Source organism: Ktedonobacter sp. SOSP1-52, from assembly GCF_016587395.1.
In genome coordinates this window covers 683,422-702,760 of record NZ_BNJH01000001.1, presented here as the reverse complement: position 1 = coordinate 702,760, position 19,339 = coordinate 683,422, and the positions used below count along the sequence as shown (strand labels likewise).

Below are 19,339 nucleotides of genomic sequence, written 5' to 3'. Positions count from 1 at the left end.
CGCCCCCAATTACAAAACCTGCTTGATCGCTACATGACCCTGTGGCAGCAGGCGGATGTTCCTGGCCTGGTGGCGCTGCTGCGAGAGGATGCGTGGTTGACCATGCCGCCGCTTCCCACCTGAGTTCAGGGACGAACGGATATTGCGACTCTGCTCCGGCTTCGAATCTTCACTCCCGACAAACAATGGCGGCTGAAGCCCTCGCGCGCCAATGGCTGCCCGGCTTCCGGGCTCTATCGGCGGGAAATTGGGGAAGATGGTTATCAGCTGTCTTCCCTGTGGGTCCTGGGGATGGAAGGCGAACAGATTGGCAGCATCGTTGTGTTCCTGGATGTGGCCAGTTTCACAGCTTTTGGCCTCCCGTCCACCATGGAAGGGGAAACGAGAGACCAAGGAGCATGAAGATCGGTTTTTTAGAGGATGTTACCGGCTCAGCGCTTCTTCGTGCAGAGCGGCTGTGTTCCTCTCCGCTGGCTCACTTTCTTTGACCTGCTTGCCGGGCAGCACCAGGCCAGCGATCGCTCCCAGCAGCGAGAGGACAGCGGCGACGAAGAGCGCGCTCGCGAAGCCGCTGCTGAAAGCCCCTGCTGTGCCGAGGCTGCCGGTCGCGGCAAATACCGCCGCCAGGATCGCCACGCCGAACGCACCGCCAAGCTGACGGAACATGCTGAAAGCGCCGGAAGCCTTGCCGATGTCGACTGCTCTCACCGCGTTGATGACGGCATTCTGCGTGGCGGGAAGGGACAACGAGGCGCCGCAGCCGGCAATAATCAGCGGCGCAATGAGCTCCACATAGGGCAGGCCGGGAGCGGCGACCAGCCCGATCCAGGCGATCCCGATCGCTTGCAGGAGCAACCCGGTGGCTACCAGAACCTGCTCGCCAATCTGGTTGACGAGCGCACCGGCCAGCGGGGCAACCACGAACAGGGTCGCGGTCAAGGGCAGTAGGCGCAGCCCGGCGCCCAGCGGTCCATTGCCCTGCGCGACTTGAAAAAATTGGGACAGAAAGAAGACGACACCGATCAACGACGTAGCCTGCAAGAAGGTCGCCGCGTTGCCCGCAGAGAAGGCGCGAGAGCGAAAGAAGGGCATCGGCACCATTGGCGCGTGAGCACGCAGTTCCCAGGCAACGAAGACAATGGCGAGCAGCCCACCGGCCACAAGCGAGGCTTTGACCTCAACGCTGCCCCAGCCGGCGCTGTTCCCGCGCACCAGCCCCCACACCAGCCCGAGGGAGGCGCCCGAAATGCTCAGCAGGCCGCCGAGATCGAGCGAAGTGCGTGGCCCGAAACTTTCCTGGACGCGACTGAGCACGAGCGTGACAACCAGTAGGCCGATGGGCACGTTGAGCCAGAAGATCCACTGCCAGGCCAGGCCCTGGGCGATGATTCCTCCCACAACCGGACCGGCGATGAGGGCCAGCCCGCTGATGCTGCCAAAGATTCCCATCGCTTGTGCTCGCTGCTGCAGCGGGAAGGCCGCGCTCAGCAGTGTCAGCGCCAGCGGTGCCACAAGCGCGGCTCCGCATCCCTGGATGGTGCGCGCGGCAATCAGCCAGCCGATGTCATGAGCGAGCGCGCAGGCCGCCGACGCTCCGACAAACAGCAGGAGGCCAGCAACGAACATGCGCCGCCGCCCGAAGCGGTCGCCCAGGGCAGCCGCCAGAATGAGCAGCACCGCGAAGCTTAAGGTGTAGGCGTTCACGGTCCACTCCAGATTCGCGATCGAGACGCCCAGGTCCCGGTGAATCGTGGTCAATGCGGTCGCGACGACCGTGGCATCGAGCGAGACCATAAATGATGCCAGCGAGGCGAGTATCAGCACCCAGATTTGCCTGGCTTTTTCGTGGGCGTTTTGCATGATGTTTTCCTTTTCTTAAGAGAGAAGAGTCTTTTTATCCAGAGATAAAGCTCCACAGGTTGTCAAAAATGGGACCAACTGCAGAGCCGAATACCCATCAGGACTGTGGTTCATAGGTGAGCTTGATAATGCCTTTCGAAAAGCTCTTTGTCGCAACAAGCCTCAACGTGGCGGTTTCGCCCTGTCGGAAGAGCTGCTTTCCTTGCCCGAGAACAAACGGAAAGATCGAGAGACCGAGGGCGTCGAGCAAGTGGTGCTTGAACAATGTCTCAGCGAGAAGGCCATGCCCATAGATGAGAAGATCGCCTCCTTCTTGCTGCTTGAGTTTGGTCACTTCAGCAACCACATCGCCTCGAACGATGGTTGAGTTATTCCAGTCGGCTTTTTCCAACGTCGATGAGAAGACATACTTTGGCATGGCATTGATCCTGTCAGCCCACGGGTCGGTGCGTCTGGGCCAAATCTTAGCAAAGCCCTCGTACGTCGTGCGGCCCATCAACAGCGCGCCGCACGCCAGTGCCTGGTCTAATCCGTCCCGCATATACACCTCGTCGTCGCGGTATTCAGAAAATCTTGAGATGGCTGCTCCGGCGTAGACGCCGTCTACCGAGACGAGAGTATATTCGATAATATTACGCATAAGATGGTGTCCTTTCCTCTTCAAACGAGATGTGCGAGAGGTGTCAATCACCTTTCACTTATAGGACACCGGGTTGACCCAAAACTCATCGCAAATCAAGGGAAAATATCGGAACAAGAGCGCTCTGAGATCGACCTCTCAAACAGGCAAACAGGGAGAAGGAGTCGCCTGAGAGGCGAGTCCAGTGTCGGAAATGAACCAGGACTCGTCTGTTATCCCATGTTCTCGTTATCTCAAAACCAACTAGTCTGTTGAAAAAATCCCAAAAATCTCATCATTTTATTCCGGGGCCGCGAAATTTGAGCGTAAATAGAAGTATGATGGCCTGATATACTCATCCATCAATGACTTTTTCAACAGGCTGGGTCGTTTCATGAGATAGCCAAACGCCCAAAAGCCTCGGGTTCTTGCCCTCGGCTTCATGTGTCTCATAACCTGTTGTATTGGGTCAAAACCCATCTCAAAAACAGCGTCTCAAAACATGCCTTTCTCGACGGAAAACGGGAGACAGAAAACAGAGATTGCTTGGTCACGGGAAGAAAGGGCGTATCTTCCTTACTTTATCTCAACATTGACCATCTCATGGCTCAATGCTTTCGCTAGCCGCTGTAGCCATACTTCGTTGACAAAGGGAGCCGCGTCTGATTTTGATCATCTATCCTAAGCAATTTGAGCTTGATTGTCACTCTTTGATGGGCTTAAAACGGGACAAAATCCCGAAGCAACAAAGTACCGGTAGCGCTCGTCCATACAGGAACGAAGTGTCTGGGCGCGTGTCTTCTCTTCTTTTTTTTGCATCCCTTTGCAGCCTTCCTCACGTATTACTGCTCCAACCCTGGAATGCAAGTAGCCATGGCGCATTTGGGATTTAATGTGGTCTTCGTCCGTCGAGAGCGCTAACAGCGTGAGACCTTGCCGAGGACCTCATTCCTCTCTCAACCGTTTCGTCTCTTTTTGGATCTCCCCTGTCAAAATACGGCGGCGGTACTTGGGAGTCCATACCAGATGAGAAGCAATCGAGGAGTGGGTATATCTGGTTTTACCAACTTGTAAACCACTTTCAGTCATGCTACAATTGTAGCATGAAAACGGTGACAATCTACCAATTGAATCATTTATCGCCTGCCCTCTTCCAACGCCTCAAAGCTTCTCAGATGGAAGCCGCACAGGTATAGAATTGCTGTATGGAAATACATAAAGCTGTACGTCTCGCCCATCTGCCCTGACCGGGACGAGACGCGTTGCAGAAAGCCACCAAAGGGCGTTTTGCGCTGCAGAGCCAATCGGTGCAGATGATCGTTGCCGCCTTCCTTGCCACCATTGATACCACCCGCCAGCTCCGTCAAACGCATCCCCAGATGCAGATGAAGTACCCCTGGCGAACCAAACGCTTTTCTCCGGTCAAGTGGCCTGCTCAGGCAGTGAGCAAAGAACACGGGCGTGTTGTTTTGCCTATGGGCAGAGGACGCCCATCCCTGGTCTTGCCCCTTGAACTGCCCGAACACAGTGGGGCGTGCAGCCTGGTTTGGAACCATGGCTTTGAGCTGCATGTCTGCGTGGAAATTCCACAGGCAGAGCAGGCTCCTGGCACCGTTGAGGCAACCATCGATTTGGGCGAGATCCACCTGGCTGCCGTGACCACGAACACAGGTCAGGCTCTGATCGTCACCGGACGCGGTATCCGTTCGCTCAAACACCTGAGAAGCAAACAGCTCGGCAAGATGGCGAAAAAGCAATCGAGGTGCCAAAAGTCTTCTCGTCGTTGGAAAAAGGTGCAGCGAGCCAAACACAAGCAATGTCGTCGTGCAGAACGTCGCATACGTGACCTGCGACACAAAGCCACCCGCAAGGTGATAGACTTTTGTGTGCACCATCAGGTCGGCACGCTCTTTCTTGGCAATCCTCATGGTGTCCGCAACAAGAACAGTGGGAGACACCACAATCAGCGTCTGGCCTTGTGGGAATACGGCAAAGACAGAGCGTATCTCACGCACAAGGCCAAAGCGGCCCACATCATGAGCTTCACTGGCTCGGAACGAGGAACAAGCAGCCAGTGTCCTAGATGTGGGCATACACACAAGCCCAAAGGCAGACAGTGGGCGTGTCGCGCTTGCCAGTTCTCCGGGCATCGGGATCTGGTTGGTTCGATCAATATGCATCGGCTTGCCTTTGGCGAGCAAGTAAACTTTCCTCGTTCGTTTACGTATCTCCGTCCTGGCTTGTCCAGGTCAAGGAGTAGGAGGGCAGACACGCCCCAACGTTGTCTGAGCAAGGAACTGGCCCAACCACGTATCGCGGATACGGTCTCCTGGGAGACAGGCCAAACTGGTGACGTGGCTTAGAAGCCCGTCCCGTTTACGGGACGTGGAGTGTCACCAACAGAAATGCCCTCGGACTGGAAGGCATGGGTGTGTGAAGCGGGCGCAGGAGGGTCGCTGCGGATTACTGCGCTCGGCCTGTGGTCAGCCACTGTGCCCAATCAGCGCGCTGATTGCCACGTGCGACCTGCACTGCCTGCTCCCATGCGTACGGCACCTGGATATGCTCCACCTGCCACCCGTGCTGGTTCTGATACAAAAGTGCATAACGAGCGTGAGGGCTGCCGGATTCCATCCCATAGGTCTCCATCGAGTAGGCCGGCATCCCAACGCTCCCAGGGTTAATGAGGAGCTTTCCTTGCGCGAGGGAAACCGTGCGCGGGATGTGGCTATGTCCACTGAGAATAACGGGTTGGGCAATCTCAGCACAGCTTTTCGCGATGGCTGAAGTGCTTCTCAAGAAGACACCAGAAGGAGTGACCTCTTCAAGGAGATACGGCGCATCGAAGAGGTCGCCGTGGCAGACAAAGAGCTCATCGGCGACAATGGTGGTGTCCGGCAAGGAGCGCAGCCAGGCAACATGAGCCGGGGCGAGCTGGGTGCAGGTGTAGTTTTGGGAGAGCGAGCGTTGTTCCTGCGGCAGAAACAGCTCGCGGTCGTCGTTGCCGCAAACATTCACCATCTTGCGGGCGATGAGCAGGTCGGCAGTGCCTGCGGGATCGAGCGGGCCTGTCAGGTGATCTCCCAGATTCACGATCTGTTGGATGCCTCGGCGGTCGATATCCTGCAAGACCGCTTCCAGGGCCCAACGATTCCCATGGATATCGGCAATGACCGCCAGAGAAGTGTGAAAGGTCTTCGTTTCGCTCATGGTTTTCTCTTTTCTCAAAGCAAGGGGTTTTCAGAAAAGTCTACCATATCGCTGCTTCTCTGCAAATATGCTCGACGTTGAGGGACGGTCGGTCAGCAAGCTGTCACGCTCTTGCTACTACCTCGTTGCGCAATCCGTGGGAGTGACAAGGATCAAGCGCATCAAGCGTATGATGTTTGGCCGAGCGGAATTTGCATTGTTACGCCAGTGTGTCCTTCATGCCTTGTAGGAGCTAACTTAACATCGAGAGCAGTGTCTACCTCACTCATACACCTTCATCCATGCTATTCTTCACAAAGAGAGAAAAAGGGGTTGCAGATAAGCAAGCGAGCAGCACCATTTGCGCGGGAGAGAAGCCTAAATTTTGCGCTTTCGGTACAGGAGTTTTGCGCAATCGCTTCGTCAAGGATTGTCTTCGACTTCTGGCATGCAAATTTCCTGGCAGCGGCGTTGGATGGCGGCATCCCGCTCAATATGTTGGCGATAGTGTTCCAGCGTGCAAGCACCTATCAATTGGATCTGGCGGCGTGCTAACATCGGCTTCAACAATGGAGCCGCATCAATCGGGTAGCGATCCCATTCGCCTCCAACGATGCGATGAAAATGATCGATCAACAACAGGAAAGAACCAGCAGCTTGATGCATTGCAGTGAAGAGCAACTGGAGTCGTTTCGTGGGGGTATCTTTTTCCTCCAGAGAGGGCTGACCGCGTAGCCGTTCCAGGAACACTCTTTCTTCCGACCCCGGCTTTGCATGGATCAACGCATCGAAAGAGTATGATTTCACCACTCTGGGACGGAAAATATGCTCAGGGAGGCCAGCGAGCAACGCTTCGTAATCTAGCACAATCACCTGCTTGTCGGGTAAAGGATCAGGTGCATCGCCTATGGCCATCCAACGAGTTACTTCTATCAGGGCTGCCCACCGTCCGGCCTCATGAGAACCTAAGAGCACCGGATTGCACTTGTTCTCTCGCAGAAGAACCTGAAACAGTCTATGTACCACTGCATCTTGACCACTGAGAGGTGAGAAAGCGCCGAGTTTCGCAAGCTCAGTCAGGTTGTGTCCGTAGCGCTCCAATGGCGTAGAATCGTTGAGAATGGTTGACATGAGGTTTCTCCTTCGCTCGCGAAACAAATGGTTCTCATCTGACCTCGTCCTGGTCTTAGTATCGCACAAAACAGCTGTGATATGTTTTTTGGCTAATTTCATCTCAACAAGATTCTTATGGCGCAAAACTCACGTACCGATTTGATGAAAGTGGTCTGCACCTGATTAAAGGCGAACTTGATACACACAGTGGCGCGGTCTACTGGTCCGTCGCCTTCCCTGAACCTGAAGCGACGGGCTTATAGCTGTGAAGCCTGGCAGAACCAGCTGGTATATTGTTCAGATTATGCTGAGCTTCAAAGTGACTATTATTATCTCGCCTAACATGAATCAGTGGCAGATGGGCTGCTTGCCCTCACGAGAAGAAGTTCGCCTGAAAAGCTTGGATCATCACCGATCCATCAGCGATACTATTCATGGAGATCTCCTTGTAAGCTGTCACCAGCGACAGAGTAGCGGGCAGAAGCAGAGATAAAGGAAAGAGGAGAGATTGCAGATAGTGAGCGCTTTGACCACGAGAGAGGAGAACCAGATCTGGCCTACTTTGCATGCGTTATGGCCTATTAGGCCCTAGCGAGAGATTAACAACGCTAACGTGTCAGAGCGCTTGAGATCTAATAGCACAACGCAGGGCTAAGATGATCGAACAGCGCCGATAGACTTTCGTTATCGGCAGCGTGAACCACCAGATTGGTACTGTAGCGGCCAATCTGGTGCTCATTTTCTGGTCTTTTCTGGCACACAATCGCTGCTGATAAGATGCGACTTCCCACGAGCACTTGTAAATTTCTCCGGCGAGCCTAATAGGCCATGACGACAACGAACACGAGAAGCGTTGCGAAAGCTAGTCCAACTGCCAGCATGGTCTTGGCCATAAACTATTCGTCCTCTAGCCGGCGCGGCGGGATCGGCCCACAGCCAGCCCACCGATGACCAGGGCGATCAGTCCCAGCACCAACGCTGCGGCACCACCGACTACTCCGTTGCCAGTGCCGGGACCACCGTTGGCGATGGCCAAAACCAGCCCGCCATTGACTGCGGCGATTAGCCCCACCACCAGGGTCACGATGGCTCCGCGTCGCCCGAAGGCGGGGCCGAAACGACTGGCGGGACGACCCAGGGCCAGCCAACCGATGACCACGCTGGCCAGCCCCAGCACACCGGCCGTGCCGGCCCAGAGTCGCTGGGTGGTCGGGCCGTAAACCGTTTCGGTAGCCGGCCCGGAAAGGTGCACGGCCACCAGTACGGCGTACACAAGCCCCCCGAACAGGGCGGCTGCAGCCAGGAGGGCGAGAATAAAAGTGAAGATTTGTTTCACAGGCTTAGTGATTTGCATATGATTGATTACCTCTTAATTATTATTCTAGCGCTTTTCGACTTTCAATGCTTTGGATAAAGCATCAAGGTGCTGTTCCCAAAGCTACATCATGCTCTTTGCCCATTGTTCAACTTCCATGATTGCCTCGGGTGTACATCCCATAATGAAACTGGTGAAGGAGTACAATTCTCCTGGTAGCTTGCGAGCTTGCTTTGTTTTCTCCTCTTCGCTGCTGTCGAGGCGCGCACTCCTCCCTCAAGCGGCTTCTCTCTATCGACCAGGAGAATTATCCTGCTCCCACCAGTTTCATTGTGGGATGTACACGTATCTCCCGTGAGGCGGAGCGGAAGGTTCCAGCTTCCAGAGTGATATCCCAACAAGGCCCTTTTCGGGTGCGCCATGAATATCATGACGCGCCCTGTGGGCGAGCAAGGCTCCCGGATCTTTCAGGATCAGCAGATCGTTAGGGGCGAGGTGGGGGTCCCGCTGGCTCAAACAGTTCAATGAGATTGCCTGAGGGATCTTCAATCCAGATTTGCTGGCCTCCCGGCCCTTTGACGATGCCATCTCGACGGAAGGGCACACCTGCCTATTTGAGCGTCTCCATCACGGCGGGCAGATGCTCCACCTCGATGATCAGGCGATTCCAGCCGCCAGGGGAGGGGCGCTGCCCGTCAGGCAGAGGGCGCGCCCCTGAGCTTTGTGGGCCGCTGAGCAGGAGATGGAGATCTCCTCGTGTTACTTGGGCAACCGCCGGACTCGCATTGAATTCCAGTGTAAATCCCAAATGGCGCGTGTAGAAGGTGATTGCTTGATCAACATCCTCAATCATGTAGCGAATGCGTGCCATATCTTTCTCCTTTTCTTCAAGAACCATGTTCCTTCGATGAGTCCGATACCGTGACCCTTTCCTCGACTTGGTGGAGCATCGGTCCTTCTCGTTTCCAGCCCGGAGCCGGGTTGAGACGCTCAGCTTGCGGTCTTCTGTCCCGGAACCGTCTCCTGGCGCTCTTGTTCCAGCAAGGTGAGCAGCAGCCGAATGCGCACGTCCAATTGGAGAGCCAGTTGATCGAAGACCTGTTGTCGCTCCGCTTCCGATCCTTCTGCCGCCGTGGGGTCGGGCAAACTCCAATGAATCGGCGACGAGTCTCCCCAGGTGGGACACCGCTCGCGAACCCGATCACAGAGCGTGATCACGCGATCAAACGACTGACCCACAAACCCCTCCAGGGATTTGGGCTTGGACTGACTCATCTGAATGTCCCGTCGGACAAGCGTGCGGATGGCCAACGGATGGACCGCTGGAGCAGGATGACTCCCGGCACTGTACGCCTGGACCTGTCCCTGGCTCAGGTGATCCACCAGCGCCTCGGCCATCTGAGAGCGGGCGCTGTTGCTCGTACAGAGAAACAGGAGACGCGGTGGGGGACCGTCAAAGTGGAAGTCGGTGCGGCTCCCCGGGGGGATCGCTTCCCCAAGGCTCGGATGGAGGCATGACGACGCTTCCAGGTAGAGCGTGTGTAGGCGTTGCAGATCCAGGCTGTAGTAAAACGAGCGCTCATCAGCGGCGCTGCGCCGCTCATGCACGAGACCCGCCTGGCGAAGCTGGCGTAAGTGGTAGGACACCAGATTGAGTGGCTGCTTCACCTGCGCAACGAGTTCGGCCACACGGTAATCACTCTGTGTGAGCTGTTGGAGTAACGTCCACCGCAGATCATGCGCCAACAGTTTGAGCACCGATGGCGCTGGCTGTTCCATTGTCTGCATCCTCATTTTTATCCAATCTTATTTGAAGCAATCCAATTTAATAGTATTCTACCTAAGTGGGGGTGAAAAGTCAAGAGAGAAGGTCTGTGGCTCTGGAGAAGACGGCCTCATGGTGGGGGAGGAAGACATATTTTTAAACTGGTTGGCTACCTGCTACAACCTCGTTGCGCAACTCGTGGGAAAGTGGAGAGGTCAGGCTCTGGCACGTCTCAAGTGGAGAGCACTTGCCTCTGGCTCCGACGACAGAACTATACATATCTGGAAAATGCCGTAAAGTATTCATATATGCATTGTACTAGTGGGTCAGCTAGTAATTGAGTAGCCATAGGAGATGGCAGCACCTGAACCGCCAAGTCGGCGAAGACGAGCTCGTTCACGCCGCCGCCGCCGCTTGCCATTCCAGACAAAAGGCGTTGGGTTCTGGTTCCATCCATCTACCGTCCCCTCTAAGGAGCCGATCACTTGCTGGGCGGTCTGGAAATGCTGCCCAGAGAGCGCGCGGCGTACAATGATCCGTTGCAAGGACTCGGCCATGTTGAGCCAGGAACCAGAAAGTGGCGTATAGAGCGGCAGGATGCCGTGTTGAAGCAACCAACGAACCATGTTGCACGACAGGTGTCCGGCCAAATTGTCCCAGATCAAGATGAGACGGAGAGCAGGAAGGGGTTCAGAACATTCGTAGGACCACCTACCACTGTCGCCAGGTGAGGAGCAGTGGGTGATCGTCTGGCAGTGGAACACGTACGGTGGAAGGCTGCTTGTCTAATTGGTCGAGGATACTTTGCAATTCTCCCTGCACCCAGGGATGCAAGACGGCATTCGGTGCCGAGAGCACCCCTTTGGCCCGCACTAGACCAGTGACCGGACAAAAGAGCGTTAAGAGCTTGGCCGTACCTCCGCGCACATACTCGTGAGGGTGTAACGTTGGCTTGCCTGCGGGATGCCAGTGTTCCCCTGACTGCGGAATAGCTTGATAGGGTCCAGCCTCGTCCTGGCACCATAAGGGCAAGCCAGCGGCTTCTGCGTGCTCATAGGCCTGTTCAATGAGCGTTTTTTTTCCTGAGCTTTAGGATCTTCCACGCGTATCTGGCCCGCCTTGCGTTTGCGAACTGCTATTCCTGTCAGACACCAGGTCCGTATTTTGCCGAACTGATAGCCCGCTGCTTGAAGCACCAGACGAATAGTTTCTTTGGCAATGTGCAGCAGCCCCTTCTTACGTAGAGCTTGCCGCAGAAGCATCAAGGACCAGGTCGCGGTTTGATCATCTTTGGGGTTTGGCTGGCGCTGTACTTCGGCGATAATGCGCGCGCGTTGGTCATCGGTGTAAATCGGTTTCCGTCCTCGTCCTGGCGCAATGAGCAATGCTGCCAGCCCTCGTTCATTAAACCGTCTTACCAACTGACTGATACTATCTCCGCTTTTGTACCCCGCCTCGTGTGCCACTTCAGTAAAAGGTTGTCCTGCCTGGACGGAGAGGATCGCTCGCGCTCGTTTCACGACATCCAGCCACTCACTCGTCGCTTTTGCTATGCGATGCAATTCCTGCTCTTCGGAAGGCGTGAAAGCTCGCAGTGGATGGTTTTGTGTTTTCCCCACGCTTGTCTCCTTTCTCCGGATAATGGAGATTGAGGAGACAAAACGGCCATGTTGTCTTCCTCATCTTTCAAGCATCACGCGTCTTCCGTAAGCACCAATCCCTCGCGGCCTTGCATGAGGCAGGGAACGCAAGGATCATTGTTCCTCCGTGGACCAGGAGGAGGCCATCATGGTCAGAGGACGGACGCGAAAAGCAACCGGGAGAACGACTGCCGCTTGCTGGATGGTTAATCCCATCTGTGAGAAAAACGCCTGGTATTTTGCCACCCAGGCGGGAACTTGATCAGACGAAGGATCGTCCAGGCTCACCTTCGCCTCACCGGTCAGGATAAAGGAGTCGGCACCACTTGGGTCGAGGTTAAAATGCAGGCCCACTTTTGGATTCTGCCGAAGGTATTGCCACCGTTGGTCGCGATCCTCCTCTGATGCGCTGTAGATGAGAAAGGTGGATTGCGCCTCATCCCACAGAAACCCGACCGGGAGGGTGTGCGGCATCCCGGTCGCATCAACGGTGATGAGCCAGAGAAACAGTTCCTCGCGCAGGCGGCGAAGGATCTTCTCCCCAGGAGGAGTCGAGGGATCGGGAGACTGAAAAGGGACCTCGCGATGATGAGGGAGGCGTCCGCGGTCGGGTGTGGAGGGATCAGAAGAATGAGAAGACATCGATTGTTCCTTTCGTTTGTGTCACTGCAGTCAACAGATGCTCTTTCCTAAACGCAGGAAAGACTGCATTAAGTATAGCTAGAACCCTTTCGTAATGCAAGTCTTCTTGCGTTATCAGGCGACACAAGATATACTGGTGGCATGAATACACCTCGCCCGAATGCGCCACTCGCCATCCCGACAGGCGATGGGAGAGATGCGGTGCGCCGCCGACCAGGTGGTCGGAGTGCTCGCGTGCAAGTTGCTGTGTTTGAAGCAACCATTCAGCTTTTGGCGGAAAGGGGATATGAAGGGCTCAGCATCGCTTCTATTGCTGAGCGTGCTGGTGTCCACGAAACCTCCCTGTACCGTCGCTGGAAAACGAAAGAGCTGTTGATCCTTGAGGCAATCGATCGTCGGGTGGCACAAGAGATTCCAGTTCCTGACACCGGGACCCTGCGCTCTGATCTCGTCGCAGTGTTGCAGTCTCTCAGGCTTTTTCTGCAATCGAGGGAAGGACAGGCCCTTTTCCAAACGGCAGTTGCGACGCTCCACTTACCTGAACTCTGTGCTCTCCGGCAGGAGCACTGGCGTCAGCGATGTGCTCACCTGCAGATCCTCTTTGATCGTGCTATCGCACGTGGGGAATTATCGCCACAGGTAGATTGCCAATTCCTCTTAGAAATGCTCAGTGGCATCATGTACATGCGCTTCTTTGTGGTCAATGAGCCGGTTGACGAGATGCTACCCGAACGGGTCGTTGATCTCATCCTTTCAGGGGCAAAACCAGGCTAATTGCTAGCTGACCCACTAGGTTGGTAATGGACATAAAAATTGAGCCGTTTTTTGGGGTGTGTCCGGACAGTTTTGGGCAAAGAGTGAGCAGCTCATCTATTGCTGATAAGCAACATAGCTCAATAAGCAGATTTGCAACTTCCAATAGTGTAAATTCACGAGCAAACTTGCTTGAATTGTGAGCTTCTGCTGCCCTGTTCCAGTCTTGTTTTGGGCTGAAAGAGGCGTGTTTCGTTGGTGGTAAATTGGGTCAATATTCGGACAAATTAAGCCCAATCATCGGATTTTTAGCTCAATGTTCGGACAGACGAGCAACGATCCGCTCCCGAAGCGAACTGAGCTAAACAGCAAATGGAAATTCGTATTGCCGCTTTCTCTTGAAAAATGATCTGCCATCCTGCAAAACGTGAGACCATGGAAATCTGTTCGAACCTTCATCCACAAAAATTTTGGGTGAATGTTCGAACACAGAGGCAATCCACGCTCATTTTTGTTCGAATATTGACCCAATTTACCAGTTGGGTTTCCTGCTACTATAGCCAATATATAACAGGCAAAACAGTAAAATTCGCACGTGAATTTACAGAAACGATTGAGAACGATCCACATCTCAAGCAGTTTTCCTCGTCATCAATAGTTGAGCTGATCACTCTTCGTGCCGCTTGATCACTCTTCACCCGAAAATCTGTCAACTCGTCGCACTTACTACTAGTGGCGAAGCCGGTGGCCCTGGAGATGGAACAGAGATGCGTGTATGGAATATGCATACCCGAGAAGCGACACAGAGCTTTTTGAAGAAGGATCGGTTATCCACGTTTCGCCCAGACGGAAAGCTGCTTGCATCAGGAGACCTCCACGGTATTACCATCTGGGATATTGCAACAAGGACGAAGATACGGCAATTTCCAGTACACACGGGCCGTTTCGCTCGTCTTACGTTTAGCCCAAGTGGTCGGATGCTTATCTCTATGGGTGATCGGAAACGAACGGTTCGTTGGTGGAATGTAGAGAAGGGTCAAGAAATCTATCGCTTAAGTTCGCTTTGCGGATAGTAAACCGGACATCAGGAGCCACTGGGAGAGAATGCGCTTGAATGTGCTGATCTCGATGACATCCTCGTTCGTGAAACGACCAAACGTAGGCTAGATCATCTCATGTATATCATGAGGTGAAGCCTATGCTCAGAGACCTGGCATTGCTCTGCTATTGGTCTAACGGGTGGAAAAGACCTCTTCCAAGGAGTAGAGCTGAGTTCGCAGTGGACTTTGTCTTGGAAGGTGAGCATCCTGACCTGTAGATCACAAATATACATGTAAAAGGGAGAATGTATCCCATGCTCTCATTTCACTCCAACATCCCTATAGACGAGAAGGCTAACGATGTATTTCCTACCTGGGGAGAAATTTATATAGAAACAGAAGGTGGTTATTCCCCATGTACTTCATGGAATGATTTGACACTCCCCGGATAAATCGCGGGGATTCTTCCTTCATCCAGGCGGCTTGCTGTCTTCCATTGCTGAGAGACAGTAGTGGTCCTCCTGTCCAGAAGCGTTTCATGCACTCAGAGATGCATCAGTTCCCATATGCCCTATGGTACTGAGAGCTTTTTGCAAAATGTTCAACGCCGCATTGTGATCCCTGTCTAACACCACGCCACAACTCGTACAGATATGTGTGCGCACACTCAGGCTTTTCTTGACAAGCGCGCCACAGGCTGAACAGTTCTGACTCGTGAACTGTGGCGAGACGGCAACCACAGGGATGTGATGCAATGCGGCGTAGTAGTTTACCCACAAGAGAAATCGTCCCCAGCCAGCATCGTGAATACTCTTGGAGAGGTAGCGGTTTTTGACCATATTGCGAATCTGCACGTCTTCAAAGGCAATCAGGTCGTGAGACGAGACGAGCGTGTTCGCTGCTTTGCGAGCGAAATCTTCACGCTGCCTTTGAACTTTCAAATGCGCTTTGGCAACCGCTTGACGAGCTTTCTTACGATTGGCTGACTTCTTCTGTTTCTTAGAGAGACGGCGTTGCAGCCGCTTGAGCCGCTTTTCAGTCTTGCGATAATGACGCGGGTTTTCAATGGCCTGTCCCTCAGAGTCGGTAGAGAACGCTTTCAACCCAACGTCGATGCCAATCAGTTTGCCTGTAGAAACATGCTCAATCTGCCGCTCTGTCTGTACTGCAAATTGGATATAGTAGCCATCGGCACGACGAATGATGCGTACTCGTTTGATCTGCTTGACAGGGAAGGTTTCAATGTCGCGTGTGCCAATCAGGCGAAGACGACCGATGCCGCACCCATCGGTGAAGGTGATATGCCGACCATCAGGGTCTAGCTTCCATCCGGTTGTTTTGTACTCTACCGAGCGGTTGTCTTTCTGGAACTTGGGAGAGCCTTTCTTCCCTGGCTTTTTCGCTTTGCAGTTGTCATAAAAGCGCTGAATGGCAAACCACGCTCGGTCGGCACTGGCTTGACGTGCCTGAGAGTTAAGGTGAGAGGCAAAGGGGAATGCTTTGGCAAGGACGGCACAATAGCACTGCAAGTCATTCTTGGTGGCGTGCTCATCCATCCACAAGCGCAAACACGTATTGCGAATGAACTGCACAAGACGAATCGCTTCGTCAATGGCGACATATTGTGCTTTGTTTCCATCAAGGTTGTACTCGTAGATGAGCATCCTTGCACCCTTGCCTTTCTTTGTTCTTTCTGATATTATACACCTTAATAACGTTGTATGTCAACAAAAGAGAGAAGTGTATGCCAAAAGAACGAACGAATATCTACATCACAGAACGACAAAAACGACAACTTGAAAAGAGAAGCCAGGAGGAAGATTTGCCAATGGCAGAGATCATACGCCGAGCCTTAGATGCCTATCTGGCATGGGATGACCCAACGTACCGGCCCGACCCAATCCACCCCAAAACAAGGAAGAGCGATTCATCCCCGGCATGAATGACCGGGGCTTTCTCGCTCGCTTTCTGTAATTTGCAGTGACATATATCCTCTCCCCTATAAAATATCAACTACAGTAAGGCTCGCGAATACGACAGGACCGCTTTCTCTCCCTGTTGAACAACCTCAGGAGGCGGGATCTGGAGTTGAGGATTTTGTCTCAGATCAAGTGTGTATAGCTTGGTAAGCTGGCCCAACTCAGTTGGGAGGTTGATCAGGTGGTTCTGATCCAAATCAAGCCAGTGCAGGTTAATAAGCTGACCCAGCTCAGCGGGTAGGCTGCTGAGCTGATTCTGGCTCAGGATAAGCGTTTGCAAGTTAATAAGCTGGCCCAATTCGGCAGGGAGGCTCCTCAACTGATTCTTATCGAGATAAAGCGTAAGCAGATTGATAAGCAGTCCCAGTTCAGCAGGAACCTCACTCAGTTGATTCTCGCTCAGGCTAAGCGTTTGCAAACTGACAAGCTCCACCAGCATGGCAGGAAAGCTACGTAGCTGGTTCTCGTCCAGATACAGCTCTTGGAGATTGGTCAACTGTCCTAGTTCGGCGGGCAGATTACAAAACTTGTTCTGGCCTATATTAAAGCGTTCCAGATTCACAAGTTGACCTAGTTCGGCGGGCAAGCTGCTCAGTTGGTTCTCGCTAAGATCAAGTTCGAGCAGGGACGTTAACTGCCAGAGTTCCATGGGTAGTTGCACAAGTTCCAGCTCCGCAAGACTTAGCCGCAGCAGATTCCCTTGCTCATCGTAGTACTCTTGCCAGTCATGCAAGGGAAAAGCAGCATAGCGCTGCTTCAGCCGTTCAACAATCTCTTGACCATGAGACCCATGCTCTGGTCGTGTCTCTTCCCAGTTGGCACCGAAACTTCTCTTTCTCACATGCTTTCCATGCATATTAAAAAAGCCATTTTCTATCAACGTATCTTTGAGCTTATCTGGAAGCTTACCCCAATGGGCCTCAAAATAGGGTTTGTCTTCTATGCCCATTGCGATATCATCAAATGCGTTCGACAACGGAGAAAACACCTTCGGGTCAGAGAGCTGAGCCTGGAGTGCTGGGAGCACCAAGTCCAGGTCAAGCACGTGATGAAATGTCGCCAGATGTCCCAGACATTGAATAGCAATCCATCTAGGCTGGGTTTCAGAACGCTTCAACAAGTTCAGGCAGGCGTTTTGTACCCAGTGCCAATCTTCCTCGTAGTAGGTCACGCCCAACAGAGCGTCGGTGATCTGCTGACTGTCTCCCTGGGCAAAGGCGGCTTCTGCCTCTTCTTTGGTATAGGGCTCAACACGTTTATACGTCATTATTCTCTCTTCTCGTTGTGATTGCTATCCGTACAAATGAGAAAGGCTGGTTTTTCCATCTCTCCGGCACCTTCTGACGCTCATCGCAGTGTTACGCTATCATGCAAAATTATATCTCAGCAAGCGTGAGGCGTTCAATTGTTCAGCTAAGCGGAACAGCCTGCGGTTCCCCTGTGAGATTTGGGCAGAAGTAGGGGTATATTGTTCAGATTATGCTGAGTTTCAAAGTGACTATTATTATCTCGCCTGGCGTGAATCAGTGATCGTTCCCCAGTTTAGTGGAGTGGTAGAATGTGGGGCGGCAGTGTTCTTGAAACACGGCAATGATGCTTTCCCAGGAAAAGGGCATTAGATTCCGTTGGGAAACGCTAGCGTTGTAATCCGGTCCATTAGTACTCGATGGCCTAGTACAGCCAGGGAAGGAAAGTACGATATGTTACGAGGAGAAAAGGTTATCTTGCGCCCCTTCAAGCGGGAAGACCTGGACACACTGGAAGCCTGGAGCCATGATCCCCACTTCGTGGGTGAATTCAACAACTTCGGCATGCATGGATATGGTAATATGGAGCGCGACTTCGACGAGGATGGGATGATGAGCAATCGCTTCGGACGTTTGGCTGCGACCACATGGGATGGCACACTTATTGGTCGCCTCAGCTATCATACGACGAGCCATGGCCCTGGCGAGGGAAATAGAGTCTACATGATTGGCATTGGCCTGCACCCCGATCACCAGGGGAAGGGTTACGGCGTCGAGGCGCAACGCCTCCTGACGGACTACCTGTTCGCGACCTTTCCCATCATCCGCGTGGAAACGATAACGGACATTACGAATAGACCGGAGCAACGCGCATTGGAAAAGGCGGGCTTCACGCGCGAAGCCGTTCTGCGTAAAGCCCAGTGGCGTAATGGGGACTGGCACGACCAGGTGTTGTATAGCAAGTTGCGCGGCGAGTAAGCTTCGCGCGACACGCCAGGGGTATGCCCTAGAAAGCTCTAGAGTAGGACTTTATTGACATCCTCCCCATGGCTAAAGCCCTGTCTTTTACCCACATTTTACAAAGCAAGCTTGAGCACAGACCGTTTCCATTGAAAATGAACGCCTATCAGCAGCGTTTCCAAGCTCGCACATGCTATCAATTGTAAAATGTGGGTAAAAGACAGTTCTTAATGCACGAAGTTTGCCCACGAAAGGGATATCAAAATGTACTTTACCCTCCTCATGCTCGGTTCGGGCCTCTTCTGGACTATTACCTACCTTTTGATCATCCTACGTAGCAGGCGCGACCGCTCCTATGGGATGCCCCTGATTGCACTCTGCGCCAATATATCCTGGGAATGTATCTTCTCGTTTCTTCTTCCGCCTCAACTCATCCAACACATTGTCAATCTCATCTGGTTCGTCCTGGACGCCGTCATTTTTGCCTTGACGATCCATTATGGCCCCAGGGAATTTCTCAATCTGTTGAAGAGGACTTTTTATACTCTGTTGGGCCTGGCACTCGTCACCAGTTTCTTCGCAGTGCTCCTGGTCACACTTGAGTTCCATGATTCAGGAGTGTATGCTGCGTTTGGGCAAAATCTGATGATGTCGATACTCTTCATTACTATGCTGTTTCGTCGCCGCTCCTTACGTGGCCAATCGATGAGTATCGCTTTGTGCAAATTCCTTGGCACTGCCTGTGCGTAGCTGGCCTTCTATTTGTGTTCCGCACCCTGGCACCATTCTGTGCTCTTGCCGTTCCTCTATGTCGCCACGTTCATCTATGATGTGGTGTATGTAGGCATAGTCTACGTTCGGATGCGAGCAGGAACAAAGATCGTCCATACGTCTCCCATAAAAGGGGATCAAACAGAAGCATCGATACAACCGAGGTAGAGGGCAGCGCTATTGGAGAGTAAGCATGATAACTCTGAGCCTCCCCCCGTTTTTGTGGCTCATCCACAACTTGCGTTCTCAACTGTAGCATATACTAACCAAAACCTTTCCCGCCCAGCATGAGAAGCAAATCTATCAAGAAATGTGTCTGATGTTACCGAGGGGGCATGAACATGAGGATGAGCCACAAAAACGGGGGGAAGCTCAGTTTTGCTCTTTCTCTCGACTGTAGTAAAGCTGCTTTCTTTTTGAAACACAGAATTTTGAAGACTGGATAT

Annotated in this window: 22 protein-coding genes; 6 read left to right on the top strand and 16 right to left on the bottom strand. The window is 53.2% G+C overall.

Translation table 11 applies throughout. The features are described from left to right. Window positions 1-9 precede the first annotated feature (9 nt). The 4 genes from JMJ16_RS03130 to JMJ16_RS56700 all read right to left on the bottom strand — a co-directional run bounded on the left by JMJ16_RS03130 (window position 10) and on the right by JMJ16_RS56700 (window position 3,568). On the bottom strand, window positions 10-393 hold the full coding sequence (locus JMJ16_RS03130) for a hypothetical protein (RefSeq protein WP_201378330.1): 384 nt from the start codon (window positions 391-393) through the stop codon (window positions 10-12). Between the two features lie 30 nt (window positions 394-423). Beyond that, complete coding sequence (locus JMJ16_RS03125; protein WP_201378329.1) at window positions 424-1,860, bottom strand: DHA2 family efflux MFS transporter permease subunit; 1,437 nt, start codon at window positions 1,858-1,860, stop codon at window positions 424-426. Between the two features lie 97 nt (window positions 1,861-1,957). Further along, complete coding sequence (locus JMJ16_RS03120; protein ID WP_201378328.1) at window positions 1,958-2,500, bottom strand: dihydrofolate reductase family protein; 543 nt, start codon at window positions 2,498-2,500, stop codon at window positions 1,958-1,960. A gap of 924 nt (window positions 2,501-3,424) precedes the next feature. Next, window positions 3,425-3,568: a transposase gene (locus tag JMJ16_RS56700; protein ID WP_374228914.1), complete on the bottom strand. Its 144-nt coding sequence runs from the start codon at window positions 3,566-3,568 to the stop codon at window positions 3,425-3,427. Window positions 3,569-3,741: 173 nt separating this feature from the next. Between JMJ16_RS56700 and JMJ16_RS03115 the strand changes: the two genes are divergently transcribed. Beyond that, a complete protein-coding gene (locus tag JMJ16_RS03115; RefSeq protein ID WP_201378326.1) occupies window positions 3,742-4,842 on the top strand; it encodes an RNA-guided endonuclease TnpB family protein in 1,101 nt (366 codons plus the stop codon). 100 nt (window positions 4,843-4,942) lie between these two features. On the opposite strand, the gene JMJ16_RS03110 is transcribed toward JMJ16_RS03115, so the two are convergent. The 10 genes from JMJ16_RS03110 to JMJ16_RS03065 all read right to left on the bottom strand — a co-directional run bounded on the left by JMJ16_RS03110 (window position 4,943) and on the right by JMJ16_RS03065 (window position 12,143). Next, window positions 4,943-5,689, bottom strand: a complete 747-nt coding sequence (locus JMJ16_RS03110) for a metallophosphoesterase (protein WP_201378324.1) — start codon at window positions 5,687-5,689, stop codon at window positions 4,943-4,945. A 402-nt stretch (window positions 5,690-6,091) separates the two neighbouring features. Continuing rightward, complete coding sequence (locus JMJ16_RS03105) at window positions 6,092-6,799, bottom strand: hypothetical protein (RefSeq protein ID WP_201378322.1); 708 nt, start codon at window positions 6,797-6,799, stop codon at window positions 6,092-6,094. Between the two features lie 889 nt (window positions 6,800-7,688). Beyond that, the gene (locus JMJ16_RS03100; protein ID WP_201378320.1) at window positions 7,689-8,135 is read right to left on the bottom strand and encodes a DUF6223 family protein; all 447 of its coding nucleotides are present in this window, start codon (window positions 8,133-8,135) and stop codon (window positions 7,689-7,691) included. Between the two features lie 445 nt (window positions 8,136-8,580). Further along, the gene (locus tag JMJ16_RS03095) at window positions 8,581-8,700 is read right to left on the bottom strand and encodes a VOC family protein (protein WP_201378319.1); all 120 of its coding nucleotides are present in this window, start codon (window positions 8,698-8,700) and stop codon (window positions 8,581-8,583) included. A 6-nt stretch (window positions 8,701-8,706) separates the two neighbouring features. After that, entirely contained in the window at window positions 8,707-8,967 is a 261-nt protein-coding gene (locus JMJ16_RS03090; RefSeq protein WP_201378318.1) for a VOC family protein, read from the bottom strand. A gap of 119 nt (window positions 8,968-9,086) precedes the next feature. Further along, window positions 9,087-9,875, bottom strand: a complete 789-nt coding sequence (locus tag JMJ16_RS03085) for an ArsR family transcriptional regulator (protein ID WP_236601162.1) — start codon at window positions 9,873-9,875, stop codon at window positions 9,087-9,089. A 312-nt stretch (window positions 9,876-10,187) separates the two neighbouring features. Beyond that, window positions 10,188-10,475: a hypothetical protein gene (locus tag JMJ16_RS03080; RefSeq protein WP_236601160.1), complete on the bottom strand. Its 288-nt coding sequence runs from the start codon at window positions 10,473-10,475 to the stop codon at window positions 10,188-10,190. Between the two features lie 97 nt (window positions 10,476-10,572). Next, window positions 10,573-10,788 carry a hypothetical protein gene (locus tag JMJ16_RS03075; protein ID WP_201378315.1) on the bottom strand — a complete coding sequence of 72 codons (216 nt, stop codon included), beginning with the start codon at window positions 10,786-10,788 and terminating at the stop codon, window positions 10,573-10,575. Beyond that, complete coding sequence (locus JMJ16_RS03070) at window positions 10,761-11,480, bottom strand: helix-turn-helix domain-containing protein (protein ID WP_201378314.1); 720 nt, start codon at window positions 11,478-11,480, stop codon at window positions 10,761-10,763. The genes JMJ16_RS03075 and JMJ16_RS03070 overlap by 28 nt, the downstream gene beginning before the upstream one ends. 135 nt (window positions 11,481-11,615) lie before the next feature. Continuing rightward, window positions 11,616-12,143 (bottom strand): pyridoxamine 5'-phosphate oxidase family protein, encoded by a 528-nt coding sequence (locus JMJ16_RS03065; protein WP_201378313.1) that lies wholly within the window; start codon window positions 12,141-12,143, stop codon window positions 11,616-11,618. Window positions 12,144-12,284: 141 nt separating this feature from the next. Between JMJ16_RS03065 and JMJ16_RS03060 the strand changes: the two genes are divergently transcribed. Next, complete coding sequence (locus JMJ16_RS03060; RefSeq protein WP_201378312.1) at window positions 12,285-12,917, top strand: TetR/AcrR family transcriptional regulator; 633 nt, start codon at window positions 12,285-12,287, stop codon at window positions 12,915-12,917. A gap of 746 nt (window positions 12,918-13,663) precedes the next feature. Then, entirely contained in the window at window positions 13,664-13,969 is a 306-nt protein-coding gene (locus tag JMJ16_RS56695; RefSeq protein ID WP_374228912.1) for a WD40 repeat domain-containing protein, read from the top strand. A gap of 503 nt (window positions 13,970-14,472) precedes the next feature. Here the strand turns inward: JMJ16_RS56695 and JMJ16_RS03055 are convergent. Next, window positions 14,473-15,600 carry an RNA-guided endonuclease TnpB family protein gene (locus tag JMJ16_RS03055; protein ID WP_201378311.1) on the bottom strand — a complete coding sequence of 376 codons (1,128 nt, stop codon included), beginning with the start codon at window positions 15,598-15,600 and terminating at the stop codon, window positions 14,473-14,475. An 80-nt stretch (window positions 15,601-15,680) separates the two neighbouring features. On the opposite strand from JMJ16_RS03055, the gene JMJ16_RS03050 reads away from it, so the two are divergent. Beyond that, entirely contained in the window at window positions 15,681-15,878 is a 198-nt protein-coding gene (locus JMJ16_RS03050) for a ribbon-helix-helix domain-containing protein (protein WP_201378309.1), read from the top strand. Between the two features lie 71 nt (window positions 15,879-15,949). Here the strand turns inward: JMJ16_RS03050 and JMJ16_RS03045 are convergent, their stop codons facing one another. Beyond that, window positions 15,950-17,182 carry a leucine-rich repeat domain-containing protein gene (locus tag JMJ16_RS03045; protein WP_201378307.1) on the bottom strand — a complete coding sequence of 411 codons (1,233 nt, stop codon included), beginning with the start codon at window positions 17,180-17,182 and terminating at the stop codon, window positions 15,950-15,952. Between the two features lie 433 nt (window positions 17,183-17,615). On the opposite strand from JMJ16_RS03045, the gene JMJ16_RS03040 reads away from it, so the two are divergent. Together JMJ16_RS03040 and JMJ16_RS03035 are read left to right on the top strand one after the other, a co-directional pair. Continuing rightward, window positions 17,616-18,140 carry a GNAT family N-acetyltransferase gene (locus JMJ16_RS03040; protein ID WP_201378305.1) on the top strand — a complete coding sequence of 175 codons (525 nt, stop codon included), beginning with the start codon at window positions 17,616-17,618 and terminating at the stop codon, window positions 18,138-18,140. Window positions 18,141-18,386: 246 nt separating this feature from the next. Continuing rightward, window positions 18,387-18,872: a hypothetical protein gene (locus JMJ16_RS03035; protein ID WP_236601158.1), complete on the top strand. Its 486-nt coding sequence runs from the start codon at window positions 18,387-18,389 to the stop codon at window positions 18,870-18,872. The last annotated feature ends 467 nt before the right edge of the window (window positions 18,873-19,339 follow it).

Bases quoted from the DNA above. Each gene is read 5' to 3' on its own strand.
- JMJ16_RS03125 (WP_201378329.1), bottom strand. From the start codon at position 1,860: ATGCAAAACGCCCACGAAAAAGCCAGGCAAATCTGGGTGCTGATACTC.
- JMJ16_RS03120 (WP_201378328.1), bottom strand. From the start codon at position 2,500: ATGCGTAATATTATCGAATATACTCTCGTCTCGGTAGACGGCGTCTAC.
- JMJ16_RS56700 (WP_374228914.1), bottom strand. From the start codon at position 3,568: ATGACTGAAAGTGGTTTACAAGTTGGTAAAACCAGATATACCCACTCC.
- JMJ16_RS03110 (WP_201378324.1), bottom strand. From the start codon at position 5,689: ATGAGCGAAACGAAGACCTTTCACACTTCTCTGGCGGTCATTGCCGAT.
- JMJ16_RS03105 (WP_201378322.1), bottom strand. From the start codon at position 6,799: ATGTCAACCATTCTCAACGATTCTACGCCATTGGAGCGCTACGGACAC.
- JMJ16_RS03100 (WP_201378320.1), bottom strand. From the start codon at position 8,135: ATGCAAATCACTAAGCCTGTGAAACAAATCTTCACTTTTATTCTCGCC.
- JMJ16_RS03090 (WP_201378318.1), bottom strand. From the start codon at position 8,967: ATGGCACGCATTCGCTACATGATTGAGGATGTTGATCAAGCAATCACC.
- JMJ16_RS03085 (WP_236601162.1), bottom strand. From the start codon at position 9,875: ATGGAACAGCCAGCGCCATCGGTGCTCAAACTGTTGGCGCATGATCTG.
- JMJ16_RS03065 (WP_201378313.1), bottom strand. From the start codon at position 12,143: ATGTCTTCTCATTCTTCTGATCCCTCCACACCCGACCGCGGACGCCTC.
- JMJ16_RS03060 (WP_201378312.1), top strand. From the start codon at position 12,285: ATGAATACACCTCGCCCGAATGCGCCACTCGCCATCCCGACAGGCGAT.
- JMJ16_RS56695 (WP_374228912.1), top strand. From the start codon at position 13,664: ATGCGTGTATGGAATATGCATACCCGAGAAGCGACACAGAGCTTTTTG.
- JMJ16_RS03055 (WP_201378311.1), bottom strand. From the start codon at position 15,600: ATGCTCATCTACGAGTACAACCTTGATGGAAACAAAGCACAATATGTC.
- JMJ16_RS03050 (WP_201378309.1), top strand. From the start codon at position 15,681: ATGCCAAAAGAACGAACGAATATCTACATCACAGAACGACAAAAACGA.
- JMJ16_RS03045 (WP_201378307.1), bottom strand. From the start codon at position 17,182: ATGACGTATAAACGTGTTGAGCCCTATACCAAAGAAGAGGCAGAAGCC.
- JMJ16_RS03040 (WP_201378305.1), top strand. From the start codon at position 17,616: ATGTTACGAGGAGAAAAGGTTATCTTGCGCCCCTTCAAGCGGGAAGAC.
- JMJ16_RS03035 (WP_236601158.1), top strand. From the start codon at position 18,387: ATGTACTTTACCCTCCTCATGCTCGGTTCGGGCCTCTTCTGGACTATT.